The sequence below is a fragment of the Proteus columbae genome, from assembly GCF_009914335.1.
Lineage (GTDB): Bacteria > Pseudomonadota > Gammaproteobacteria > Enterobacterales > Enterobacteriaceae > Proteus.
The window spans coordinates 2,436,349-2,454,587 of record NZ_CP043925.1 but is presented as its reverse complement, the minus strand read 5'-3'; the positions used below and the strand labels follow the sequence as shown (position 1 = coordinate 2,454,587).

Below are 18,239 nucleotides of genomic sequence, written 5' to 3'. Positions count from 1 at the left end.
AGTAGGGTCCAGATGAAAAAAATAGCGATGAGCCTTTTCTTTATCGTGATGACATGTGTCGGTTTTTCCGCTCATGCCGAACGGATCAGAGATCTCACCTCTGTTGAAGGGGTAAGAGAAAATGCGCTGATTGGTTATGGTTTGGTTGTGGGATTAGATGGAACGGGTGACCAAACAATGCAAACCCCGTTTACCACGCAAAGTCTGAATAACATGCTCTCACAATTGGGGATCACAGTACCACCTGGCACCAATATGCAATTGAAAAACGTTGCAGCGGTAATGGTAACTGCAAAATTACCGCCTTTTGGTCGTACAGGGCAATCAATCGACGTCGTTGTTTCATCCTTAGGTAACGCCAAAAGCTTACGTGGTGGTACGTTGCTGATGACACCATTAAAAGGTGTCGATAATCAGATTTATGCTTTAGCACAAGGCAATATTGTTGTCGGGGGAGCAGGCGCATCTGCGGGTGGTAATAGCGTTAAAGTGAACCAGTTAGCGGGTGGACGCATTAGCAGCGGCGCTATCATTGAACGTGAACTGCCTTCGCAATTTGGTCAAACAGGTCTGCTGAACCTACAACTGAATGAAGAAAACTTCACTTTGGCACAACACATCTCTGATACCGTTAATAAATTACGCGGTGTAGGTACGGCTATTCCTTTAGATGCTCGTACAGTTCAATTGCGTGTTCCTATTGGTAAAAGTGAACAAGTGCGTTTTCTGGCTGAAGTTCAAAACCTTGAAATTAAACGTGTTGTTGCAGATGCGAAAGTGATTATTAATGCAAGAACAGGTTCTGTTGTTATGAATCGTGATGTGACATTAGGAAGCTGTGCTATTGCTCAAGGCAACCTTTCCGTTACGGTTGATAGCCAAGTTAATGTAAGCCAACCTAATACTCCGTTTGCAGGGGGTAGCACTGTTGTAACGCGTAATACTAGCGTAAATATGAGTGAACAAGGTGGCTCATTACAACAAGTGAATGCAAGCGCAAGCTTAAACGAAGTGATCCGCACATTAAATGCACTTGGTGCAACACCAACAGATTTAATGTCAATTTTGCAAGCAATGGAAAGCGCGGGTTGCTTACGTGCGAGACTGGAGATTATCTGATGAAAGATTTATCTCTGCTTTCTTCAATGCCGACGATGTCTGCGCCGGCATATGACAGTAATGCATTGAATAAACTTAAATATCAGGTTGGGCAAAATGCTGATCAGCAAGGGCTGCGCCAAGTGGCGCAGCAACTTGAAGGTGTTTTTGTTCAAATGATGTTAAAGAGCATGCGTGATGCTATTCCTCAAGAAAGCATGTTCAACTCAGAAAGTACCAAGATGTACACCTCTCTTTATGATCAACAAATCGCTCAAGACTTATCACAAAAAGGCTTGGGCTTTGCTGACATGATAGAAAAACAACTTTCTGCCAAAGTCACGCTAGACCCAAGTGAAATGGCGGGCAAAACACCTATGCCATTAGATGGTAGTGATATATTTCAATCCATGCCAACGCAAGCATTGGGGCAAATTTATCGTGCGATGCAGCCTTATCAAAATGCAGTTGAAAGCACGATTGGCAAGCTTAAGGGCTTATCTGAAAGCAGTGCTTCTTTTGCATCAAAACTGTTAGGGCCTGCAAAACAAGCCACAGAAGGTACTGGTGTACACCATCTTTTAGTTGTTGCTCAGGCTGCACTTGAATCAGGTTGGGGTAAGCGTGAAATTCTAACAGGTGACGGTAAACCGAGTTATAACCTGTTTGGTATTAAAGCAGGAAGTAGCTGGAAAGGGCCTGTTACGAATATCATGACAACTGAAGTGATCGATGGTAACTCGATTAAAATGCGTGACAATTTCCGTGTTTATGGCTCATATGTTGAAGCTATTCAAGATTACCTTAGATTGATCACTGAAAGTCCTCGTTACGCTAAAGTACCTCAAGCTCAAACTCCGGAACAAGCGGCTTACCGTATCCAAGAAGCAGGCTATGCTACCGATCCGGGTTATGCCAAAAAACTGGTTTCAATTATTGGCCAATTAAAAGGAAGTGGTGAGCAAGTTGCTAAAACTTATACTCACGATTTAAGCGACTTATTTTAATCATTTTCCCCTCAAGTTTAGAGGGGAAGAACCGATAATAAAGACCAGAGCATCCATTTAACTTGCCAGCTATGCTCCGTGCATACGGGTGATGACTAAACGTAAAAGGATAGACAAATGTCCAACAGTTTAATTAATACAGCGATGAGCGGACTTAATGCGGCACAAGCTGCGATGAGCACTGTGAGTAATAATATCGCTAACCAAAATGTGAAATGGTACAACCGTCAAATGACTGTTTTTAATGAAAACAGTGGCACAATGACCGGTAATGGTTATATCGGTAATGGTGTTAATGTTAGCCGTATTCATCGTGAGTATAACGAATTCCTTGCGGGTCAAATGAACCGTGCAATGGCAAAACAAAGTGCTTTAAACAGTTATACCCAAAATATCTCACAAATTAATGATTTGTTAGCAGATAAAGGGAATGATGTTTCGAGTGCAATTGACGAATTTTTTACAAGCTTACCTAACGTTACCAATAACGCAGAAGATAACCCTGCACGTACAACGGTGATTGGTAAAGCGGAAGCAATGGTGAATATGTTTGCTAAAGCAGACCAATCATTGCGCGATCTAGAAAAAGATATTAATAGTCAGGTCACTAACACCTCTAAAAATATCAATGAATATACAAAACAGATCGCAAAACTAAATAACGAAATCAGTCGTGCTAAAGGCTTTAATGGCGCTGAACCTAATGATTTATTAGACCAACGTGACCGTTTAGTTCAAGAGCTAAACACACTGGTTGATGTACAAGTGACTCAACAAGACGGTGGTTTTGTTAACGTCACATTTGCTAATGGTTTGCCATTAGTGTCTGGTACTCGCGCTTATGAAGTTTCTGCTATTCCATCTAATAAAAACAGCGAACGCCTTGTTATTGGTTATAGCAACGGTATTGATGAAGTTCGTGAAGTGGATGCAAAACGCATTAAAGGTGGCGAGCTTGGCGGTGCTTATCGTAGCCGTGAAGAAGTGTTAGATCCAAGCCGTAATCAATTAAACCAATTAGCGTTAGTGTTGGGTGATCAATTTAATAAACAACATGAGCAAGGTTTTGATTTAAATGGCGACAAAGGTGAAAAATTCTTCGACCTTGGTGGCGCTCATGTGATGACTAACGGTAAAAATAAAGGTAATGCAACCTTTGACGTCAAATACACCGACACCAAAGAAGTGAAAGCGGCTGACTATACAGTTAAATATGACGGCAGCAATTGGAATGTGACGGTAGAGCCTGGTGGTCGTAAAGTTGCAGCCACATTTGATGCAACAAAACAAGAACTGACTTTTGAAGGGATGAATATCAAAGTCAATGGTACAGCACAAAAAGACGATTCTATTGTCGTTCAATCCGTGGGTAACGTGATTGCAGGCATGAAAGTTGCGGTAACTGATCCTAGTAAGATTGCTGCTGCAGGTGCTGATAATACTGGCCCAAGCGATAACGAAAACATGAAAAAATTGTTTGAGTTACCTGACCAGAAAATTATTGATGGTAAAACAACGATTGCTGGTGGTTATGGCTCACTGATCAGTATGGTCGGTAATAAAGTAAATACCGCTCAAGTAGACTTTGATGCTCAGGTTTCTATTACTAAAAGTATTGTAGAACAGCAGCAGTCTGTTTCTGGTGTGAACTTGGATGAAGAGTACGGTGAAATGTATCGTATTCAAGAATATTACATGGCAAATGCGAAAGTTATTCAAACAGCGAACAGTATGTTTGATGCGATTATGCAAGTTCTCTAAGCCTTCATCAGAATAAGGAATAACACGGTGCGTTTAAGTTCAAATCAAATTTTTAGTCAGCGAGTGGACAATATCACCAGTTCGCAAAGCAAATGGATGACTGAAGGAAATAAAATCTCCAGTGGTCGTCGTGTTGAAAAACCATCAGATGATCCAATGGCGGCTTCTCAAGCGGTGATGGTTAAACAATCTGAATCGCGTAATCAGCAGTATGCGACAGCGCGTGGATTTGCAAAAAACAGTATGTCTTTGCAAATGAGCTTAGCAAGCCAAATGGTGAATATTACAACCAAAATTCAAGAAACACTGGTTGCAGCAGGTAATGATGCAACATTAAGTGATGAAGACCGTTCGTCTTTAGCTGAACAATTAGCTGGTTTAAAAGACCAGCTAGTGGGTATTGGTAATACAAAAGATGGTGTGGGGCGTTATATTTTTGCAGGCTTCCAATCAGACAAACCTCCTTTTGTAGCTGATGCAACAGGCAAAATCACCTATCAAGGCGGTGATAAGCAAATTACCCAAAAAGTAGATAGTAATATTGAAATGGTCACTAACTTTACAGGGATCGAAACATTACAATCTTCAGGTAGTAAAGGGACAGAGCCAGACATCTTTAATGCTCTTGATGATGCGATTACAGCATTGCGTGAACCTTTAACGGGTAAACCACAAGCTGATCGTGATGCTGCGTTAGACAAAATTGATGCTGCAAACCGTATTAACCGTGCGACGCTAAATAATATTTCAAGTGTGGAAGCGAAATTAGGCTTACAACTTCAAGAACTTGATAATTTGGATGATTTAGGTGCGGATACGTCTTTAAGAAATGCAAAACGTTTAAGCGAACTGCGTGATTTAGACTGGACACAAGCAATTTCAGATTATTACCAAGAAGAGTCTGTATTACAAGCTTCTTATAAAGTCTTTAACGACATGAAAGAGATGTCGATGTTTAAGATGTATCGCTAATTATTTAGTTCGGTTCTAAGACATTTTGATATCACCCCTGGTATTTATTTATCAGGGGTTTTTTTTATTGAATACAACAGATGAGTTCATTTCTTTAATGCTAGAAATAAAGTGTCTTTTTGTGTTGAAGAGGCTTTAAAACCATTATGAAGATAAAACTGTTTTGCATTTTCTGTAAGAGCATGAACCATAATCGCTTTAACGCCAATATTTTCAGCAACATGATAAAAGAATAATAGCCAACAACATAGTGGCTATTTTCTTTACAGACCATAAAAGTACGAGATACACCCAATAATTGGTTTTTGAAACCTCTTTGCTTTATCCAGTTATCTAATACAATTTCACTACTATAAAAATCAGCGACTTCATGTGAACTTGATAACGGCTCAGGCGCTGTTACTTTTCCCATAATGGTTTTCTCATTAATAACTTTTCAAGAGCAGGTTCAATATCAACCGGCGCATCAATAATTTCTATAAATTCCGCATATTGAGCATCATTTAAATTAAAGGTTCTACGGTCTAAAATGACATCCTCAGCAGCTTGACATGCTGTTTCAAGAATAAAGTCAGTACGAGATTTATGGAGAATTTCAGCGGCAGTATCAATAAGAGCGCGTTGTGATTCTTTAGCGCGAATATAAAGTTGTACATCTGATTTCATATCACGCCTCCTTGTATAGCAAATGATATACAAGGGTTGTAGAATAAATGACCATTGATGGCTAGAGTGAAAACAGATTAATTTTAATGAGTGAGATGAAAAATAACTAATTAAAAGTTAATAATCCGAAATCTCAAGAAACCAACTGTTGCAATATCAATGTAATACGATTAAACGTATCGCTAAAGACACGCTCTGTAAACACAGGTAATGCAGGCATAATCATGGATAATGCTAACATACCGATAGTCAGCGTAAGAGGGAAACCAACCACAAAGACAGAAAGTTGTGGTGTCATTCGGTTTAGAATACCTAATGAAAGGTTGAGCACTAAAAGTAGAGTGATTAATGGCATGGCTAACATCATACCGTTAATAAAGATAGTACCACCACTTTGAACTAAAGTGAGAATACCTAATGAGTTAAACGTCTGATTTCCAATAGGAACAACATAGAACGTATCAACTAATATAGACAATAGCCATAAATGTCCATCAAATACCATAAATAATAGCATTGTTAGCATATTAAAAATACGTGCCAGAATAGGCATATTAGGGCCACCTGATGGATCGACGAAGGTGGCGAATGAAAGCCCCATCTGTAAACCAATCACTTCACCAGCATGACGAACAGAAGCGAACGCCAACTGCATTGATAACCCTAGAATTGTGCCAATTAGAATTTGTTGCAACAGTACCCAAAAGGCAATAAGCGAGAATAAAGGTACATTGCTTTGCGGTAAGCCTGGTGCAACTAATGCGGTAATTAAAAAGGCGAGCGCAATGCGAAATTTTTTAGGTGTCTGCTTTTCACTAAATAGCGGTGCAGTGCTAAAAAGGGCGAGTATACGCACAAATGGCCAGAAAAAATCACTAATGTAGCCGTTAAGCATTTCACTGGTCAGGGTTATCATTGCTATTAACCAATCATCCCAGGAATGCCAGTAAATAAGTTATGCATATAATCGACAAGTAAACTTAACATCCAAGGACCAGCAACTAAAATAGCAGCTAATACAGCAAGAATTTTTGGAATAAACGACAATGTCATTTCGTTTATCTGCGTTGCAGCTTGAAGCATACTGATCACAAGACCCGTCACTAGAGCGGACAATAAAAGAGGGCCAGCTAGTGATAAAGCGATTTTCATCGCTTCAGTACCTAGTGCTAAGACGGATTCTGGTGTCATGGGGTTACCTCTGCGCTAATTGAAAAAGCTTTGTGCAAGCGAGCCTAGTATTAATTGCCAACCATCTACTAAAACAAAAAGCATGAGTTTAAATGGCAATGAGACGGTGGCAGGTGGCACCATCATCATACCTAGCGCCATCAACACACTGGCAACAACTAAGTCGATAATAAGAAAAGGAATAAAAATCATAAAACCGATTTGGAAGGCGGTTTTTAGCTCACTCGTAATATAAGCAGGCACCAAAATACGCATTGGTACACTTTCGCGAGTTTCAAACGCAGGCGCATCGGCAAGACGAGCAAACAGAGCTAAGTCAGTTTCACGCGTTTGTTGCATCATAAACTGACGCAAAGGTTTAGAGCCATTCTCTAAGGCTTGCTCGAAGGTAATTTGATCTTCAGTAAATGGCATATAGGCATCTTGATAAATTTTATCAAAAACCGGTGCCATAATGAAAAAGGTCATAAATAACGCCAAACCAAGAACCACTTGGTTTGGTGGTGCAGAAGGTGTACCTAAAGCATTACGTAATAATCCAAGGACAATAATAATGCGGGTAAAACTTGTCATCATCAGCAAAACAGCAGGAATAAATCCCAACGCTGTAATGAAGATTAATGTTTGTACTGGTAATGACCAACTTTGACCACCACCCGGTAAAGGCTGTGTAATAACACTCGGAAATTGGGCAAACGCACTGGTAGGTAACAAGATTAAAACCAGCACACTAGCGAAGAGACGCCAACGCTTTAATGCGTTAAAAAAAGTGACACACTGATGCATTATGAGTTGCCTTTATCTCGCTTTAGCGTTTTTTGTAATATTTGAGTAAACAATGGCGATGTTGGTGATGAGTTCGCTTCCTGCGAGGCTTTATCAGGGACGGGTAATTTATGCAGCAGATTTACCTGCGATGCAGTTACACCTAATACGAGCCATTCCTGTTCTACTTCAACCACCACCACACGTTCTTTCGCACCTAATGAACAACTTGCTTTAACGCTAAGTTGTGCTGTCGTTCCTTTAAATGAACCACGGGCAAAGCCAAAACGGCGAAATAACCACATAGCAACAATAATAAGAACGATAATGCCTGCAAGTGCCGTGCTAACTTGAGCAAGGCTTTGACCTACAGGCAATGGTTGTGTAGGTGTTTGAACAGTTTGTGTTGTAGCGGGTGCGGTAGTATTTACCGCACCTTGGCTGGAAAAGGAAGGAAGCTGTTCCATAGATTAACGGCTCAGACGACGCATACGTTCTGATGGCGTAATGATATCGGTAATGCGAATACCGTATTTATCAGAAACAACTACAACTTCACCTTGAGCGATTAAATAGCCATTGATAAGAATATCAAGAGGCTCACCAGCTAAACCATCCAGTGAAACGACAGAACCTTGTGACAGGCTCAGTAATTTTTTAATGGTCATTTTGGTACGGCCTAACTCTACTGTTAATTTGACTGGAATATCCATAATCAAATTGATGTCAGATAGATGGTTCAGCGTATCGTCTTCAGGTAAAAGATGTTCAAATAGATCGGAACTATTATCCTGGCTTTTCCCAGTTTGCTGTTCCATTGCATCAGCCCACATATCCTCAGCCGATTGTGAATTATCAGTTGGGCGATTTGCATCACTCATTGGTTTGTTCCTCATCCAGAGCGTTTAAAACAGGGTTAATTAGGTGTTCAACACGAAGGGCATATTGCCCATTTACTGTACCGTATTGGCTTGTTAATACGGGCACACCATCAACATGTGCAATCAATCTTTCTGGTCTATCAATTGGGATAACATCCCCAGCTTTAAGTGTTAGCACTTTTGATAAACGCAGTGGGATGTCAGCAAAGTTTGCGACCAGTTCTAGCTCTGAATGCTGAACTTGGTTGACTAAACTATCTAACCAAACCCCATCTTCTTGACGAACATTTTCAATTGGTGGATTAATTAGTCGTTCACGTAATGGCTCAATCATGGCAAATGGAATACAAATACTAAATTCCCCAACCATTGAACCAATTTCCACCTGAAAAGGTGTTGTAACAACAATGTCATTCGGTGATGAGGTGATATTGGTAAATTTCACCTGCATTTCAGAACGAACATATTCCACTTGAATTTTGAATATGGAATCCCAAGCATCACGGTAGGCATCAAGTGCCAGTTTCAACATTTTGTTGATGATCCGCTGCTCTGTGTTGGTAAATTCACGTCCTTCCACAGGGATTGGAAAACGGCCATCACCACCAAACAGGTTATCTACCGCGATATAAACCAGATTGGGTTCAAAGGTAAATAATGCTGTTCCTCGTAAAGGCTTTAAATGCACCAAGTTAAGGTTTGTTGGCACAGGTAAGTTACGAGCAAAGTCGTGATAAGGGTGAATTTTAACGCCACCAACAGTAATGTCAGGACTCCGACGGAGCATGTTAAACAGCCCCATACGGAATTGACGTGCAAAGCGTTCGTTAATAATTTCTAACGACTGTAAACGTTCTCGAACCACACGACGTTGCGTGTTGGGGTCATAAGGCTGAATATCCGGTTCATTCGGATCCTTCGCTATCGCAGGTTCCCTGTTCGCGCTTTTTTTGGCGTCGTCACCTGATGTGTCATCATTCAGCAGAGCATCAATCTCTGCCTGTGAAAGGATATTATCGCTCATAATGATTATCGCAGAATAAACGTGGTAAACAGTACATCGGAGAGGATCTGTTCAGATTCTCCCGGTACGAGAGTCGGTCTCAGCGTTTCTTTTACATCCGTCATTAGCTGGAGTTTTCCATTGTCTGTCGCAAGCTTATTAGCCTGTTGACGAGAAAGCAGTAATAACAAGCGGCTACGAACCTCAGGTAAATAATCATGTAGACGTTTACGAGTTTCTTCATTATGTAATCTTAATGTGATCCCTATGTAGAGCACTCTGTCTAAGTGTTCTTCGTCATCAATTAAATTTACTGTAAAGGGTTCTAATGACATAAAAACGGGTGCTGGTATAACTTTTTCCTGATTTGTGCCCGCTGAACCTGATTTAGCATGCTTCAATGCCCACCAACTATATCCACCGAATGCCGCTGCAATAATGGCGATCACCAATAATACGATGATCAGAATTAAGCTATAGCTTTTACGTTCATTGCTGTAATTAGACATGGACAGTTAAATTCCTGTTTTGTAGTGGATACGTGTTCACTGTTGTGGACTTCCATATCCATCTAAATCAACCTTAATTATCCCGCTATTTCTGTTTTTTAATTGCAGAAACAGATAGGGAAAAAACCATTAACTCTTACGTTTATTGACATAGGGTGTCCTCCCAATACATTTGTATTAGGCAAAAATATCAACACCACCACGAGCAGATGCTAATTCTTGAGGCGTAAGGGTTATCTTTTGTAGTGCCGTTTCAGAGGCTAATTGCAGAGAATTACCCTCGCTTCCTTGATGATTATCGGCACCATCTCCACTAAATTGAGAGGAATCTGACATATTTTGTTGTTGCCAACTGTCATGAGTGTCGCTAGACACCTGACTCTGCGTGAGCTGGATCCCATTTTCAGAGAGAGCTTGACGCAATTGATGCATGGCATTTTCTAATACAGAACGAACTTGTCCGTTTTGTGAAGCAAGGTGCAACTGCGCTTGCCCATCTTCTATTTTCATGCGGATATGCAATGAACCTAGCTCTTCAGGGTGTAAACGTAGCTCTGCCTTTTGTAAGCCATTACGGCTAAACATCACAATTTGTTGATTTAGTTGCTGTTGCCACTCTGGTGTTCCCACTTGTGCATTTAATACCTGTGCTGCCATCGGTGAAAATTGCATTTGTGGTTGTGTTGAAGAGTGAGCATGACCCGTAATGCTTTGCGAAGCCAAAGAAGAAGAGGTAGAAAGGGTGTTGTGAAGATCGCTTTCTACAACACGATTACCTGTCACCATTTGCTGAGCAACATTGTCCGCTAATTTTGCATTTGCAACTTGCTTATCGCCGTTTAGCAATGCATTCACTTTTTCTGCTGTTGGCGTTAAAAGTGTCGCAATGCTATCTACTTTTTTCGCAGAAGGCTTTTCTGTTTGATTAGCAGCGACAAGCGTACTTTCTGTTGCTAATGTTGCCGTCTCTGGACGTAGCTGGGTTAACAAGGACTTTTCATCTGATTTTGATAGATTAAGCTTGTCGGTAAGGTTGAAGTCCGACATATCACCATCTTTTGAAATAGTGCGTGCTAACGAGGCTAAATCTTCACCACGTTTAACTGATTGAGGCTGTTGTAATGCTTGAGTCAGTTGCTCTGAGGGAAGGGTAAGCCGTTTTAATCCAGGTAGTCCTGCTAACTGAACGGGAAGTTCAGCGGCAAGTTCTTCTGCTGACATTAATAAAGAAGGGGTTTTATTTTCAACAATAGCCGCAAATTGTTCATTATCTGGCAAAGTCAGAGTCAATTGAGATTTTTCAAGAGATGACTCTTCTATCACATTGGGTTCTGTGGTGACAGACGCAAGATGACTACCGTCTTCTTTTGTTTTGTCTTCATCAGAGTGTGAATGTGCTTTGTTTTCTTTCGTTGAATGGTTTGTGATATTGGTTGTCTTTTTATCACTCTGTGTATTTTGGGGTTGAGAGCCCAAAAGCTGAGCAAATGTCGGGGCATTATCACCGGGCTGACTATTTGAAGCGGATGTCGTTCCCGAAGAGGCTGCAGCGACATCCATGGTCAGAAGCGTTATCTCCATCAAGTTGTTCTCCGTAAAGTACTACGCTGTGCGTACTCGTCCATTTGTTTCTGTTCAATACGATCAAGATGTCGCTTACGGCTATCTTCAGCACGTTGCTCCAAAGTCTCAAATGCATTGAGTCGTTGCTGTTTTTCTCTCCATTGTTCAGTTGCAAGATCGAGCTGCGCCTGCCAATGTTGAAGTTGTTGTTTATGTTGTTCGATAGTCAATTCGAGCGTTTTGAGAAATTGTTGGTAGTTTTGCCACGATGCTGACGACATCCCCCCCAAATTCAACGTTTCATTTAGACGTACACGGTATTCATCCTGATACCCAATCAACATATTGAGTTGCTGTTCCATTTGTTGATGACTCTGCCGGACCTGAGCCAGTTGAATAGCGGCTTGTTCAGCCGCTGTCTGTGCCAGTTCTCTCAGTGTCACTAAAGGTGACTGCTCCCGCATTGGAACCCTCTTTACTTTCTCTGATTATGTTCAGAATTAGTTTACTGTGATCAGTTGATTAAGTTGCTCACATGCACTTTGATAACTGCATTGCTCTTGGATATCTTGTTGTAAGAACTTCGCGAGGGACGGATAAAGTGCAATGGCTTTATCAAGCATAGGATCACTACCCGCAGCATAAGCACCTACGTTAATTAAATCGCGGTTACGTTGATAGCTAGACAAAAGCTGTTTAAATACTTGTACGCGACGATAATGTGTTTTATCAATCAGTGATGTCATTGCACGGCTAATAGAGGCTTCGATATCGATAGCAGGGTAGTGCCCAGATTCTGCAAGAGAACGCGAAAGCACAATGTGACCATCTAAAATCGCACGAGCAGAGTCTGCAATTGGATCTTGCTGATCATCGCCTTCAGTTAAAACAGTATAGAACGCCGTGATAGAACCACCACCATCAACGCCATTTCCCGCACGTTCGACTAGTGCAGGTAATTTAGCGAAGACAGACGGTGGATACCCTTTGGTTGCAGGCGGTTCGCCTACAGCAAGAGCGATTTCACGTTGCGCCATACTGTAACGTGTGAGTGAATCCATAATCAGTAAGACATGTTTTCCGCGATCACGAAAATCTTCTGCAATACGCGTTGCATAAGAAGCACCTTGCATACGAAGAAGTGGTGATACGTCAGCAGGTGCTGCTACAACCACAGAGCGTGCTAAACCTTCAGTACCGAGAATATTTTCGATAAAGTCTTTAACTTCACGTCCACGTTCACCAATTAATCCAACAACAATGACATCAGCTTGGGTAAAACGCGCCATCATACCTAATAGCACACTTTTACCTACACCAGAGCCTGCAAAAAGCCCCATACGCTGACCACGACCCACGGTTAACAGTGAGTTGATTGCACGCACGCCTACATCCAGTACATCCGTAATAGGGGTACGTTGTAGTGGGTTGATAGGTGGAGTGATCAGTGGCGCACGATAACCTGTATCGGGTGGTGGTAAACCATCTAAAGGATAACCAGAGCCATCTAAAACACGCCCTAACAGCGCATCTCCAAGAGGCAATTGGCGACCTTCATTTTCACCACCCGGAGTGGCCTGTGCATAAACACGAGCACCCGGTGTTAATCCCTCGACTTCCTGTAAAGGCATTAACAACATTTGGCTACCATTGAACCCAACGACTTCACTTTCAACTTCTTCAACAGTTTTACCAATGGTACGTTCTATTAAACACGTAGAGCCAAGGGGCATAACAAGCCCCTTAGCTTCCATGACTAAACCTGTTGCTCTGGTTAAACGACCATATTGACGTACACGCGGAATTTTATTTAAACGTGCTTCTGCATCACTGAGTTTTTCTAACCAACGCCCCAATCTTGCTGTCATTACAACGCCTCCGGAGCAGCAAGACGACAAAGCTCATGCCAACGAGTTGCAATCGTGGCATCAAGATCGCCATCATTTGTCACAACACGGCATCCACCAACATGAATACTGTTATCGGCAACCACTTTCCAACCATGAGCAGAAAGTGAATCACCCAGCTCTTTTTCAATTTGTGGAATATGTTTTGGGTTAACTCTTAACTGTGGGTTATTTGAGAACATTTGTTCTTGTTGCAACATTAAGGTTATCTGCGCCAGTAATGCAGACCCATCACAAACAGCAGGCTGACCCAGAACTTCTTTTGCCGCTGTGAGGGCGATTTGCATTAAACGTGAAGCAATAACACTGTCTAATCCATTTAAAGAGTGCCTAAACTCAGCCAACAATCCTTGCCATTCATTAATTAATGGTGATTGTTGAGCAATGCCTTGGCGAATACCTTCTTCAATACCTGATTGTAATCCAGCCTGATAGCCTTCCTGATAACCCTGGTTTTTCCCTGCCTCAAAGCCTTCAGCGTGACCCAATTTTTGAGCCTTTTCTTTCATGTCATCAAGCATATTAATTTGCTCAAGGACTTTCTGTTGCTGAACGACTTCTTTTTCCTGTTTTTCGACTTCCTTTTCGTCTTCTGTCGTGTCCTCGACATTTAATGCCCAATCAGTGAGTTCTTTGGGAACCCAAGGCTTCCAGTTAGTATCAGTATGTTTATCAGACATAGGTATCGTCTCCTCCATGAAGAACAACCTCACCAGTCTCTGCTAATTTGCGTACCACAAGCAGAATTGCTTTCTGCTCTGCTTCCACTTGAGACATACGAACAGGACCGCGAGAACTCAAGTCATCACGCATGATCTCAGCAGCACGTTGTGACATATTGGCAAGGAAGTGATCGCGCAGCTCTTGATCGCATCCTTTCAATGCCACAACCAAGGAGTCGGATTCCACTTCCTGTAGAATGCGCTGAATTGAACGGTTGTCGATATCGATAAGGTTTTCGAACAGGAACATTTCGTCGATAATTTTTTGTGCCAATTCGCCGTCGTAATCGCGAACCGCAGTAATGACATTCTCTTCTTGCTGGCTCTTCATCAAGTTGATGATTTCAGCAGCAGTACGAACACCACCCATTTTACTGCGTTTGAGGTTTTGACCATCAAGCAGGTTATTCAGTACTTCAGTTAACTCTGCTAATGCTGACGGCTGAACACCCCCAAATGTCGCGATACGAAGCATCACGTCATTACGCAGTTTCTCATCGAACAGTGCCAGAATATCTGCCGCTTGACCTCGTTTAAGGTGAACCAAGATGGTTGCGATAATCTGCGGATGTTCGTCGCGGATAATATCGGCAGCCATTTGTGGCTCCATAAAGTTAAGTGTTTCAATCCCTGTTGAAGTTTCTCGTGTTTCAGAGATCTCATCTAACAGGTTATTAGCGCGTTCTTCACCCAAGGCTTTAACAAGAACAGAGCGCAAGTAGTCATTTGCATTCACGTTCAATGCGGCATATTGAACCGCATCTTCTTCAAAGCTTGCCATAACATCAATTAATTGCTGATTTGAGATATGGCGCATTGATGACATTGCAATACTGAGTTGCTGAACTTCTCGTGTACTTAGATGTTTAAATACTTCCGCCGCTCGGTCTTCACCGAGAGTTAGTAACATAACGGCGCTTTTTTCGGTTCCAGTTAAGTTATTACTCATTGCTCTTTACTCATCCATTGACGAATTACCATTGCGACGACACGAGGATCTTTCTCTGCCATTTCACGGATACGTTGGCTCTGCAATTCGGCACTCACACGTTTACGTGCTTGTTTACGTCTTGCTTCGTCATCTAATTCTGCTTCATCAACATCATCTTTAACTTGTAGCTTGGTTTTCAGCACGGCTTTCTGTGCAGCAACTTCAGCTTCACGGCGTTTTTCAAGCTGTGGTTTCACCAGTTTGCGCCATAAGATCCATGCGATGATGACAAGTAATAACCAGCGACCTAAATCTAATGCTTTCGCAAGAATATCTGGGTTTTCCCATACAGGAACGGTGATCACTTTCTCTTCAATATCGTTAAACTGTGAGTTCACGACACTTAAAGAATCACCACGCTCTTGGGAATAGCCCATCGCTTCACGAACAAGCCCTTCAATTTGCTGAATTTGCTCATCAGTTAGCGGAACAAGTTTAGTTTCAACAACAGGCTCTTCGCCTTCAGCGGCTTCTTTTTTATCTTCAACTGTTTTGTAGTTCACAATAACAGCGACAGAAAGACGCTCGACATTACCTACTGGACGCTTGATATGGCGAATTCGGCGATCAACTTCATAGTTGGTTGTTTCATCTAAACGGCTATTACTGTTTGGATTACGCGTTAATGTGCGATTTGTACCCGTTGCATTGGCGTCATCTGCTTTTTCACCTTCTTGCGCTTTTGGCGCTTCAATAGGTGCTTGTGGTGGAGCAACAGGTTGATTAGATAATGCACCAGGAACACCGCCAGCTAACATGCCACCATTTTGCTCACTTTGGCTCAATTGTTTTGAACGCACTGCAGCTTGATTTGGTGGTTGGTTTGGTTTGTACTCTTCAGCAGTCTCTTCTGTATGAGAGAAATCAACTTGAGCAGTCACCTGTGCATGAACGTTTCCACGACCCACAATTGGGCCTAATAACGTTTCAATACGTTGCTGATAACGGCTTTCTAGCTCTTGAACATATTTCAGTTGGATAGAGTTAAGATCACGACCTAATGCATCAGGTTGTGTCAATAATTTGCCGCTTTGGTCGACGATGGTCACACTGCTATCAGGCATACCTGCAACACTGCTCGCAACGATATGCACGATGGCATTAATTTGACCTTCATCCAGCGCTCTACCCTGTAAAAGACCCACCGTAACGGATGCAGAAGGGGATTTCTGTTCACGAACAAAAAGAGATGGTTTTGGTAGTGCTAAATGAACTCGGGCATTTTGTACAGGACCTAATGTCTCGATAGTGCGAGCAAGCTCACCTTCAAGTGCACGTTGATAGTTAATCTGTTCACTAAATTGGCTGATCCCGAACTTTTCTTTATCTAACAGTTCAAAACCGGCAGCACCGCCTTTTGGAAGCCCCGCTTGCGCGAGTTTCAGGCGTAATTCATGAACCTGATTGTCAGGCACCATAATCGCTGCGCCATTTTGTGACAAGCGATAAGGTACATTCATCTGTGTTAACTGTGTGACAATTTCGCCACCGTCTTTATCGCTAAGATTACTATAAAGCACTTTATAATCAGGGCTTTGTAACCATAAAAATGCAGCAACAAAAATGGCAATAGCCGCCGAACCCGCAATAATGAGCGGAATTTTCGGATCGGCTTTTATCCGGTTAATAATGGCGTTAAAACCCTTATTCTGGTTCACAACGTCGGTTTTTTCGGCATTCATAGACAATCCTTGCCTTGTAGTTCGGGATGAATACTAAAAGCGTGGCGTAACAAAACAGACTCCCCTTACGCAAATAAATAAACCTACTCTCAGGTGTCTCATTATTGGCCTTTTGCGTTTCATTTAATGGCGTAATTAGCCCTTAACTTTTGCGTTAATTACTCGCTTTGGAATGAAGCCCCTGTGTTAGGGTATAACTCGGTAAGCGTGTTGGTTCACTTCCTTACTATGACATTGATTCAGTAATTGAATTAGATGATTAACGCAGAGGTTTATATGTCAATTCCAGCTATTGAAAGTGTTCTGGATAAAATGCAAATCCAGACTTTGCAAGCATCCAATATTGCGAAACCCCAGCCAGTACAAGCAGGATTTGCAACTCAGCTTGTTCAAGCCGTGGGTAAAATTAATGAAACTCGAATGAATGCAACCAACAAGGTTCAAGCGTTTACCTTAGGTACACCAGGTGTTGAATTAAACGATGTGATGGTGGATATGCAAAAATCCAGTATTTCATTACAAATGGGCATACAAGTACGTAATAAGTTAGTTGCCGCTTATCAAGAAATCATGTCGATGCAGGTGTAGTACCTTATCATTTGATAAAGGTGACTTTTCTTTTATATAACGTGATAAGAAACACCTAATCAAAATAGAGTGGGGCATCTTGCTCAATATCATTGAATAGATGATATAAGCTTTCGAATGTGATTAAACATTCGAATACTTATACTATTGTTTGCTATTTATGATAATGAGTGCCCCTTTGTGCAGATAGGATAGTCACATCATTTTATTGATGTGCGCTTTTGCACATCTATATCAAAGTAACTCACTCTTTTATCTCTTCTTATATTTCAAAAAAGATCAAAAGTAATGGTTAAATAAGTTACTTAACCTATTATTCGATAGAGTAGTAATGATATGAACAATATTGGAGAACGTTATTGTGGTTGAAGTTATTTTTTCTGTCTATCCAGAATCAAGTGCACCTAGAAATGTCAGTGGTCAAATATTAAGTAAAGAATATGGCTCGCTTTCAGATTTTGAATTGGCAAAAATAGATGAAATGATCTGTCTTCAACATGGTGAGGACGAAAAGGAGATTTCATTATGGAAAGTAAAAAATGTAAAACGAATTATACGAAAAAACAAAGACGTCTATATAGTTTCTTGCTTTTTCCATTTTGAGTTTAAATAAGTCTGAGACAGAACTCATTATTTTGAGTTCTGTGTCCAAATAAGATAAATGAGCTAATTTAAAAAGTAGAAACGTCATTGACAAAAATACGAATTAAATAACAAATCCATACTAGACCTTCCTTTTAGAGTCAGCCCTATTATCTTCTTAAACGAGATTTAAGGAGATAACTATGTGGAAATTACTAAGAGATAATTGGTTTATCTGTGCCTTGATGAAACCGTAATTGCCAATCACCATGATGGTTTTTTATCCAGACAGATGAGTGGTGAGTCTGCTTTATTTTTTTATTTGATAGCTGGTATAAGTTAACAGCATCA

At 41.3% G+C, this 18,239-nt stretch carries 20 protein-coding genes and 1 pseudogene; 6 read left to right on the top strand and 15 right to left on the bottom strand.

Annotated features, from left to right (window positions below):
- Positions 1-12: 12 nt before the first annotated feature.
- From F1325_RS11760 to flgL, 4 genes are all read left to right on the top strand, one after another.
- Positions 13-1,119, top strand: coding sequence for a flagellar basal body P-ring protein FlgI (locus F1325_RS11760; RefSeq protein ID WP_099075765.1), 1,107 nt, complete (start codon positions 13-15; stop codon positions 1,117-1,119).
- Positions 1,119-2,105 (top strand): flagellar assembly peptidoglycan hydrolase FlgJ, encoded by a 987-nt coding sequence (gene flgJ / locus F1325_RS11755; protein ID WP_109373795.1) that lies wholly within the window; start codon positions 1,119-1,121, stop codon positions 2,103-2,105. Before F1325_RS11760 ends, flgJ begins: the two co-directional genes overlap by 1 nt.
- A 117-nt stretch (positions 2,106-2,222) precedes the next feature.
- Positions 2,223-3,866 (top strand): flagellar hook-associated protein FlgK, encoded by a 1,644-nt coding sequence (gene flgK / locus F1325_RS11750; RefSeq protein ID WP_109373794.1) that lies wholly within the window; start codon positions 2,223-2,225, stop codon positions 3,864-3,866.
- Positions 3,867-3,893: 27 nt separating this feature from the next.
- Positions 3,894-4,838, top strand: a complete 945-nt coding sequence (gene flgL / locus F1325_RS11745) for a flagellar hook-associated protein FlgL (RefSeq protein WP_109373793.1) — start codon at positions 3,894-3,896, stop codon at positions 4,836-4,838.
- Between the two features lie 86 nt (positions 4,839-4,924).
- On the opposite strand, the pseudogene F1325_RS11740 reads toward flgL, so the two are convergent.
- The 15 genes and pseudogenes from F1325_RS11740 to fliF all read right to left on the bottom strand — a co-directional run bounded on the left by F1325_RS11740 (position 4,925) and on the right by fliF (position 16,718).
- Positions 4,925-5,250, bottom strand: a pseudogene (locus F1325_RS11740) (hypothetical protein).
- Entirely contained in the window at positions 5,238-5,504 is a 267-nt protein-coding gene (locus tag F1325_RS11735) for a DUF1778 domain-containing protein (RefSeq protein ID WP_160230499.1), read from the bottom strand. The pseudogene F1325_RS11740 and the gene F1325_RS11735 overlap by 13 nt, the downstream one beginning before the upstream one ends.
- 133 nt (positions 5,505-5,637) lie before the next feature.
- Positions 5,638-6,420 carry a flagellar biosynthetic protein FliR gene (fliR, locus tag F1325_RS11730; RefSeq protein WP_098942426.1) on the bottom strand — a complete coding sequence of 261 codons (783 nt, stop codon included), beginning with the start codon at positions 6,418-6,420 and terminating at the stop codon, positions 5,638-5,640.
- A gap of 5 nt (positions 6,421-6,425) precedes the next feature.
- On the bottom strand, positions 6,426-6,695 hold the full coding sequence (gene fliQ, locus F1325_RS11725) for a flagellar biosynthesis protein FliQ (protein ID WP_069367481.1): 270 nt from the start codon (positions 6,693-6,695) through the stop codon (positions 6,426-6,428).
- A 15-nt stretch (positions 6,696-6,710) separates the two neighbouring features.
- The gene (gene fliP / locus F1325_RS11720; protein ID WP_109373791.1) at positions 6,711-7,481 is read right to left on the bottom strand and encodes a flagellar type III secretion system pore protein FliP; all 771 of its coding nucleotides are present in this window, start codon (positions 7,479-7,481) and stop codon (positions 6,711-6,713) included.
- Positions 7,481-7,927 carry a flagellar biosynthetic protein FliO gene (gene fliO, locus F1325_RS11715; RefSeq protein WP_109373790.1) on the bottom strand — a complete coding sequence of 149 codons (447 nt, stop codon included), beginning with the start codon at positions 7,925-7,927 and terminating at the stop codon, positions 7,481-7,483. The genes fliP and fliO overlap by 1 nt, the downstream gene beginning before the upstream one ends.
- Positions 7,928-7,930: 3 nt before the next feature.
- Entirely contained in the window at positions 7,931-8,341 is a 411-nt protein-coding gene (gene fliN, locus F1325_RS11710) for a flagellar motor switch protein FliN (protein ID WP_006533153.1), read from the bottom strand.
- Positions 8,334-9,365, bottom strand: a complete 1,032-nt coding sequence (gene fliM, locus F1325_RS11705; RefSeq protein WP_109373789.1) for a flagellar motor switch protein FliM — start codon at positions 9,363-9,365, stop codon at positions 8,334-8,336. Before fliM ends, fliN begins: the two co-directional genes overlap by 8 nt.
- A 5-nt stretch (positions 9,366-9,370) precedes the next feature.
- A complete protein-coding gene (gene fliL / locus F1325_RS11700; protein ID WP_109373788.1) occupies positions 9,371-9,853 on the bottom strand; it encodes a flagellar basal body-associated protein FliL in 483 nt (160 codons plus the stop codon).
- 177 nt (positions 9,854-10,030) lie between these two features.
- Positions 10,031-11,434 carry a flagellar hook-length control protein FliK gene (locus tag F1325_RS11695; protein WP_109373787.1) on the bottom strand — a complete coding sequence of 468 codons (1,404 nt, stop codon included), beginning with the start codon at positions 11,432-11,434 and terminating at the stop codon, positions 10,031-10,033.
- The gene (fliJ, locus tag F1325_RS11690) at positions 11,434-11,880 is read right to left on the bottom strand and encodes a flagellar export protein FliJ (protein ID WP_006533149.1); all 447 of its coding nucleotides are present in this window, start codon (positions 11,878-11,880) and stop codon (positions 11,434-11,436) included. The genes F1325_RS11695 and fliJ overlap by 1 nt, the downstream gene beginning before the upstream one ends.
- A gap of 36 nt (positions 11,881-11,916) precedes the next feature.
- A complete protein-coding gene (gene fliI, locus F1325_RS11685; protein WP_088495230.1) occupies positions 11,917-13,284 on the bottom strand; it encodes a flagellar protein export ATPase FliI in 1,368 nt (455 codons plus the stop codon).
- The gene (fliH, locus tag F1325_RS11680) at positions 13,284-14,003 is read right to left on the bottom strand and encodes a flagellar assembly protein FliH (RefSeq protein ID WP_109373785.1); all 720 of its coding nucleotides are present in this window, start codon (positions 14,001-14,003) and stop codon (positions 13,284-13,286) included. The genes fliI and fliH overlap by 1 nt, the downstream gene beginning before the upstream one ends.
- A complete protein-coding gene (gene fliG / locus F1325_RS11675) occupies positions 13,996-14,994 on the bottom strand; it encodes a flagellar motor switch protein FliG (protein ID WP_109373784.1) in 999 nt (332 codons plus the stop codon). Before fliG ends, fliH begins: the two co-directional genes overlap by 8 nt.
- Positions 14,991-16,718 (bottom strand): flagellar basal-body MS-ring/collar protein FliF, encoded by a 1,728-nt coding sequence (gene fliF / locus F1325_RS11670; protein ID WP_160230498.1) that lies wholly within the window; start codon positions 16,716-16,718, stop codon positions 14,991-14,993. Before fliF ends, fliG begins: the two co-directional genes overlap by 4 nt.
- Before the next feature lie 276 nt (positions 16,719-16,994).
- Between fliF and fliE the strand changes: the two genes are divergently transcribed.
- Together fliE and F1325_RS11660 are read left to right on the top strand one after the other, a co-directional pair.
- A complete protein-coding gene (gene fliE / locus F1325_RS11665) occupies positions 16,995-17,306 on the top strand; it encodes a flagellar hook-basal body complex protein FliE (protein ID WP_162558386.1) in 312 nt (103 codons plus the stop codon).
- 361 nt (positions 17,307-17,667) lie between these two features.
- Complete coding sequence (locus F1325_RS11660; protein ID WP_160230497.1) at positions 17,668-17,919, top strand: hypothetical protein; 252 nt, start codon at positions 17,668-17,670, stop codon at positions 17,917-17,919.
- Positions 17,920-18,239 lie beyond the last annotated feature (320 nt).

Excerpts from the sequence above, each read along its gene's own strand:
- F1325_RS11760 (WP_099075765.1), top strand. The coding sequence starts at position 13 with ATGAAAAAAATAGCGATGAGCCTTTTCTTTATCGTGATGACATGTGTC.
- flgJ (WP_109373795.1), top strand. The coding sequence starts at position 1,119 with ATGAAAGATTTATCTCTGCTTTCTTCAATGCCGACGATGTCTGCGCCG.
- flgK (WP_109373794.1), top strand. The coding sequence starts at position 2,223 with ATGTCCAACAGTTTAATTAATACAGCGATGAGCGGACTTAATGCGGCA.
- F1325_RS11735 (WP_160230499.1), bottom strand. The coding sequence starts at position 5,504 with ATGAAATCAGATGTACAACTTTATATTCGCGCTAAAGAATCACAACGC.
- fliR (WP_098942426.1), bottom strand. The coding sequence starts at position 6,420 with ATGATAACCCTGACCAGTGAAATGCTTAACGGCTACATTAGTGATTTT.
- fliQ (WP_069367481.1), bottom strand. The coding sequence starts at position 6,695 with ATGACACCAGAATCCGTCTTAGCACTAGGTACTGAAGCGATGAAAATC.
- fliP (WP_109373791.1), bottom strand. The coding sequence starts at position 7,481 with ATGCATCAGTGTGTCACTTTTTTTAACGCATTAAAGCGTTGGCGTCTC.
- fliO (WP_109373790.1), bottom strand. The coding sequence starts at position 7,927 with ATGGAACAGCTTCCTTCCTTTTCCAGCCAAGGTGCGGTAAATACTACC.
- fliN (WP_006533153.1), bottom strand. The coding sequence starts at position 8,341 with ATGAGTGATGCAAATCGCCCAACTGATAATTCACAATCGGCTGAGGAT.
- fliM (WP_109373789.1), bottom strand. The coding sequence starts at position 9,365 with ATGAGCGATAATATCCTTTCACAGGCAGAGATTGATGCTCTGCTGAAT.
- fliL (WP_109373788.1), bottom strand. The coding sequence starts at position 9,853 with ATGTCTAATTACAGCAATGAACGTAAAAGCTATAGCTTAATTCTGATC.
- F1325_RS11695 (WP_109373787.1), bottom strand. The coding sequence starts at position 11,434 with ATGGAGATAACGCTTCTGACCATGGATGTCGCTGCAGCCTCTTCGGGA.
- fliJ (WP_006533149.1), bottom strand. The coding sequence starts at position 11,880 with ATGCGGGAGCAGTCACCTTTAGTGACACTGAGAGAACTGGCACAGACA.
- fliI (WP_088495230.1), bottom strand. The coding sequence starts at position 13,284 with ATGACAGCAAGATTGGGGCGTTGGTTAGAAAAACTCAGTGATGCAGAA.
- fliH (WP_109373785.1), bottom strand. The coding sequence starts at position 14,003 with ATGTCTGATAAACATACTGATACTAACTGGAAGCCTTGGGTTCCCAAA.
- fliG (WP_109373784.1), bottom strand. The coding sequence starts at position 14,994 with ATGAGTAATAACTTAACTGGAACCGAAAAAAGCGCCGTTATGTTACTA.
- fliF (WP_160230498.1), bottom strand. The coding sequence starts at position 16,718 with ATGAATGCCGAAAAAACCGACGTTGTGAACCAGAATAAGGGTTTTAAC.
- fliE (WP_162558386.1), top strand. The coding sequence starts at position 16,995 with ATGTCAATTCCAGCTATTGAAAGTGTTCTGGATAAAATGCAAATCCAG.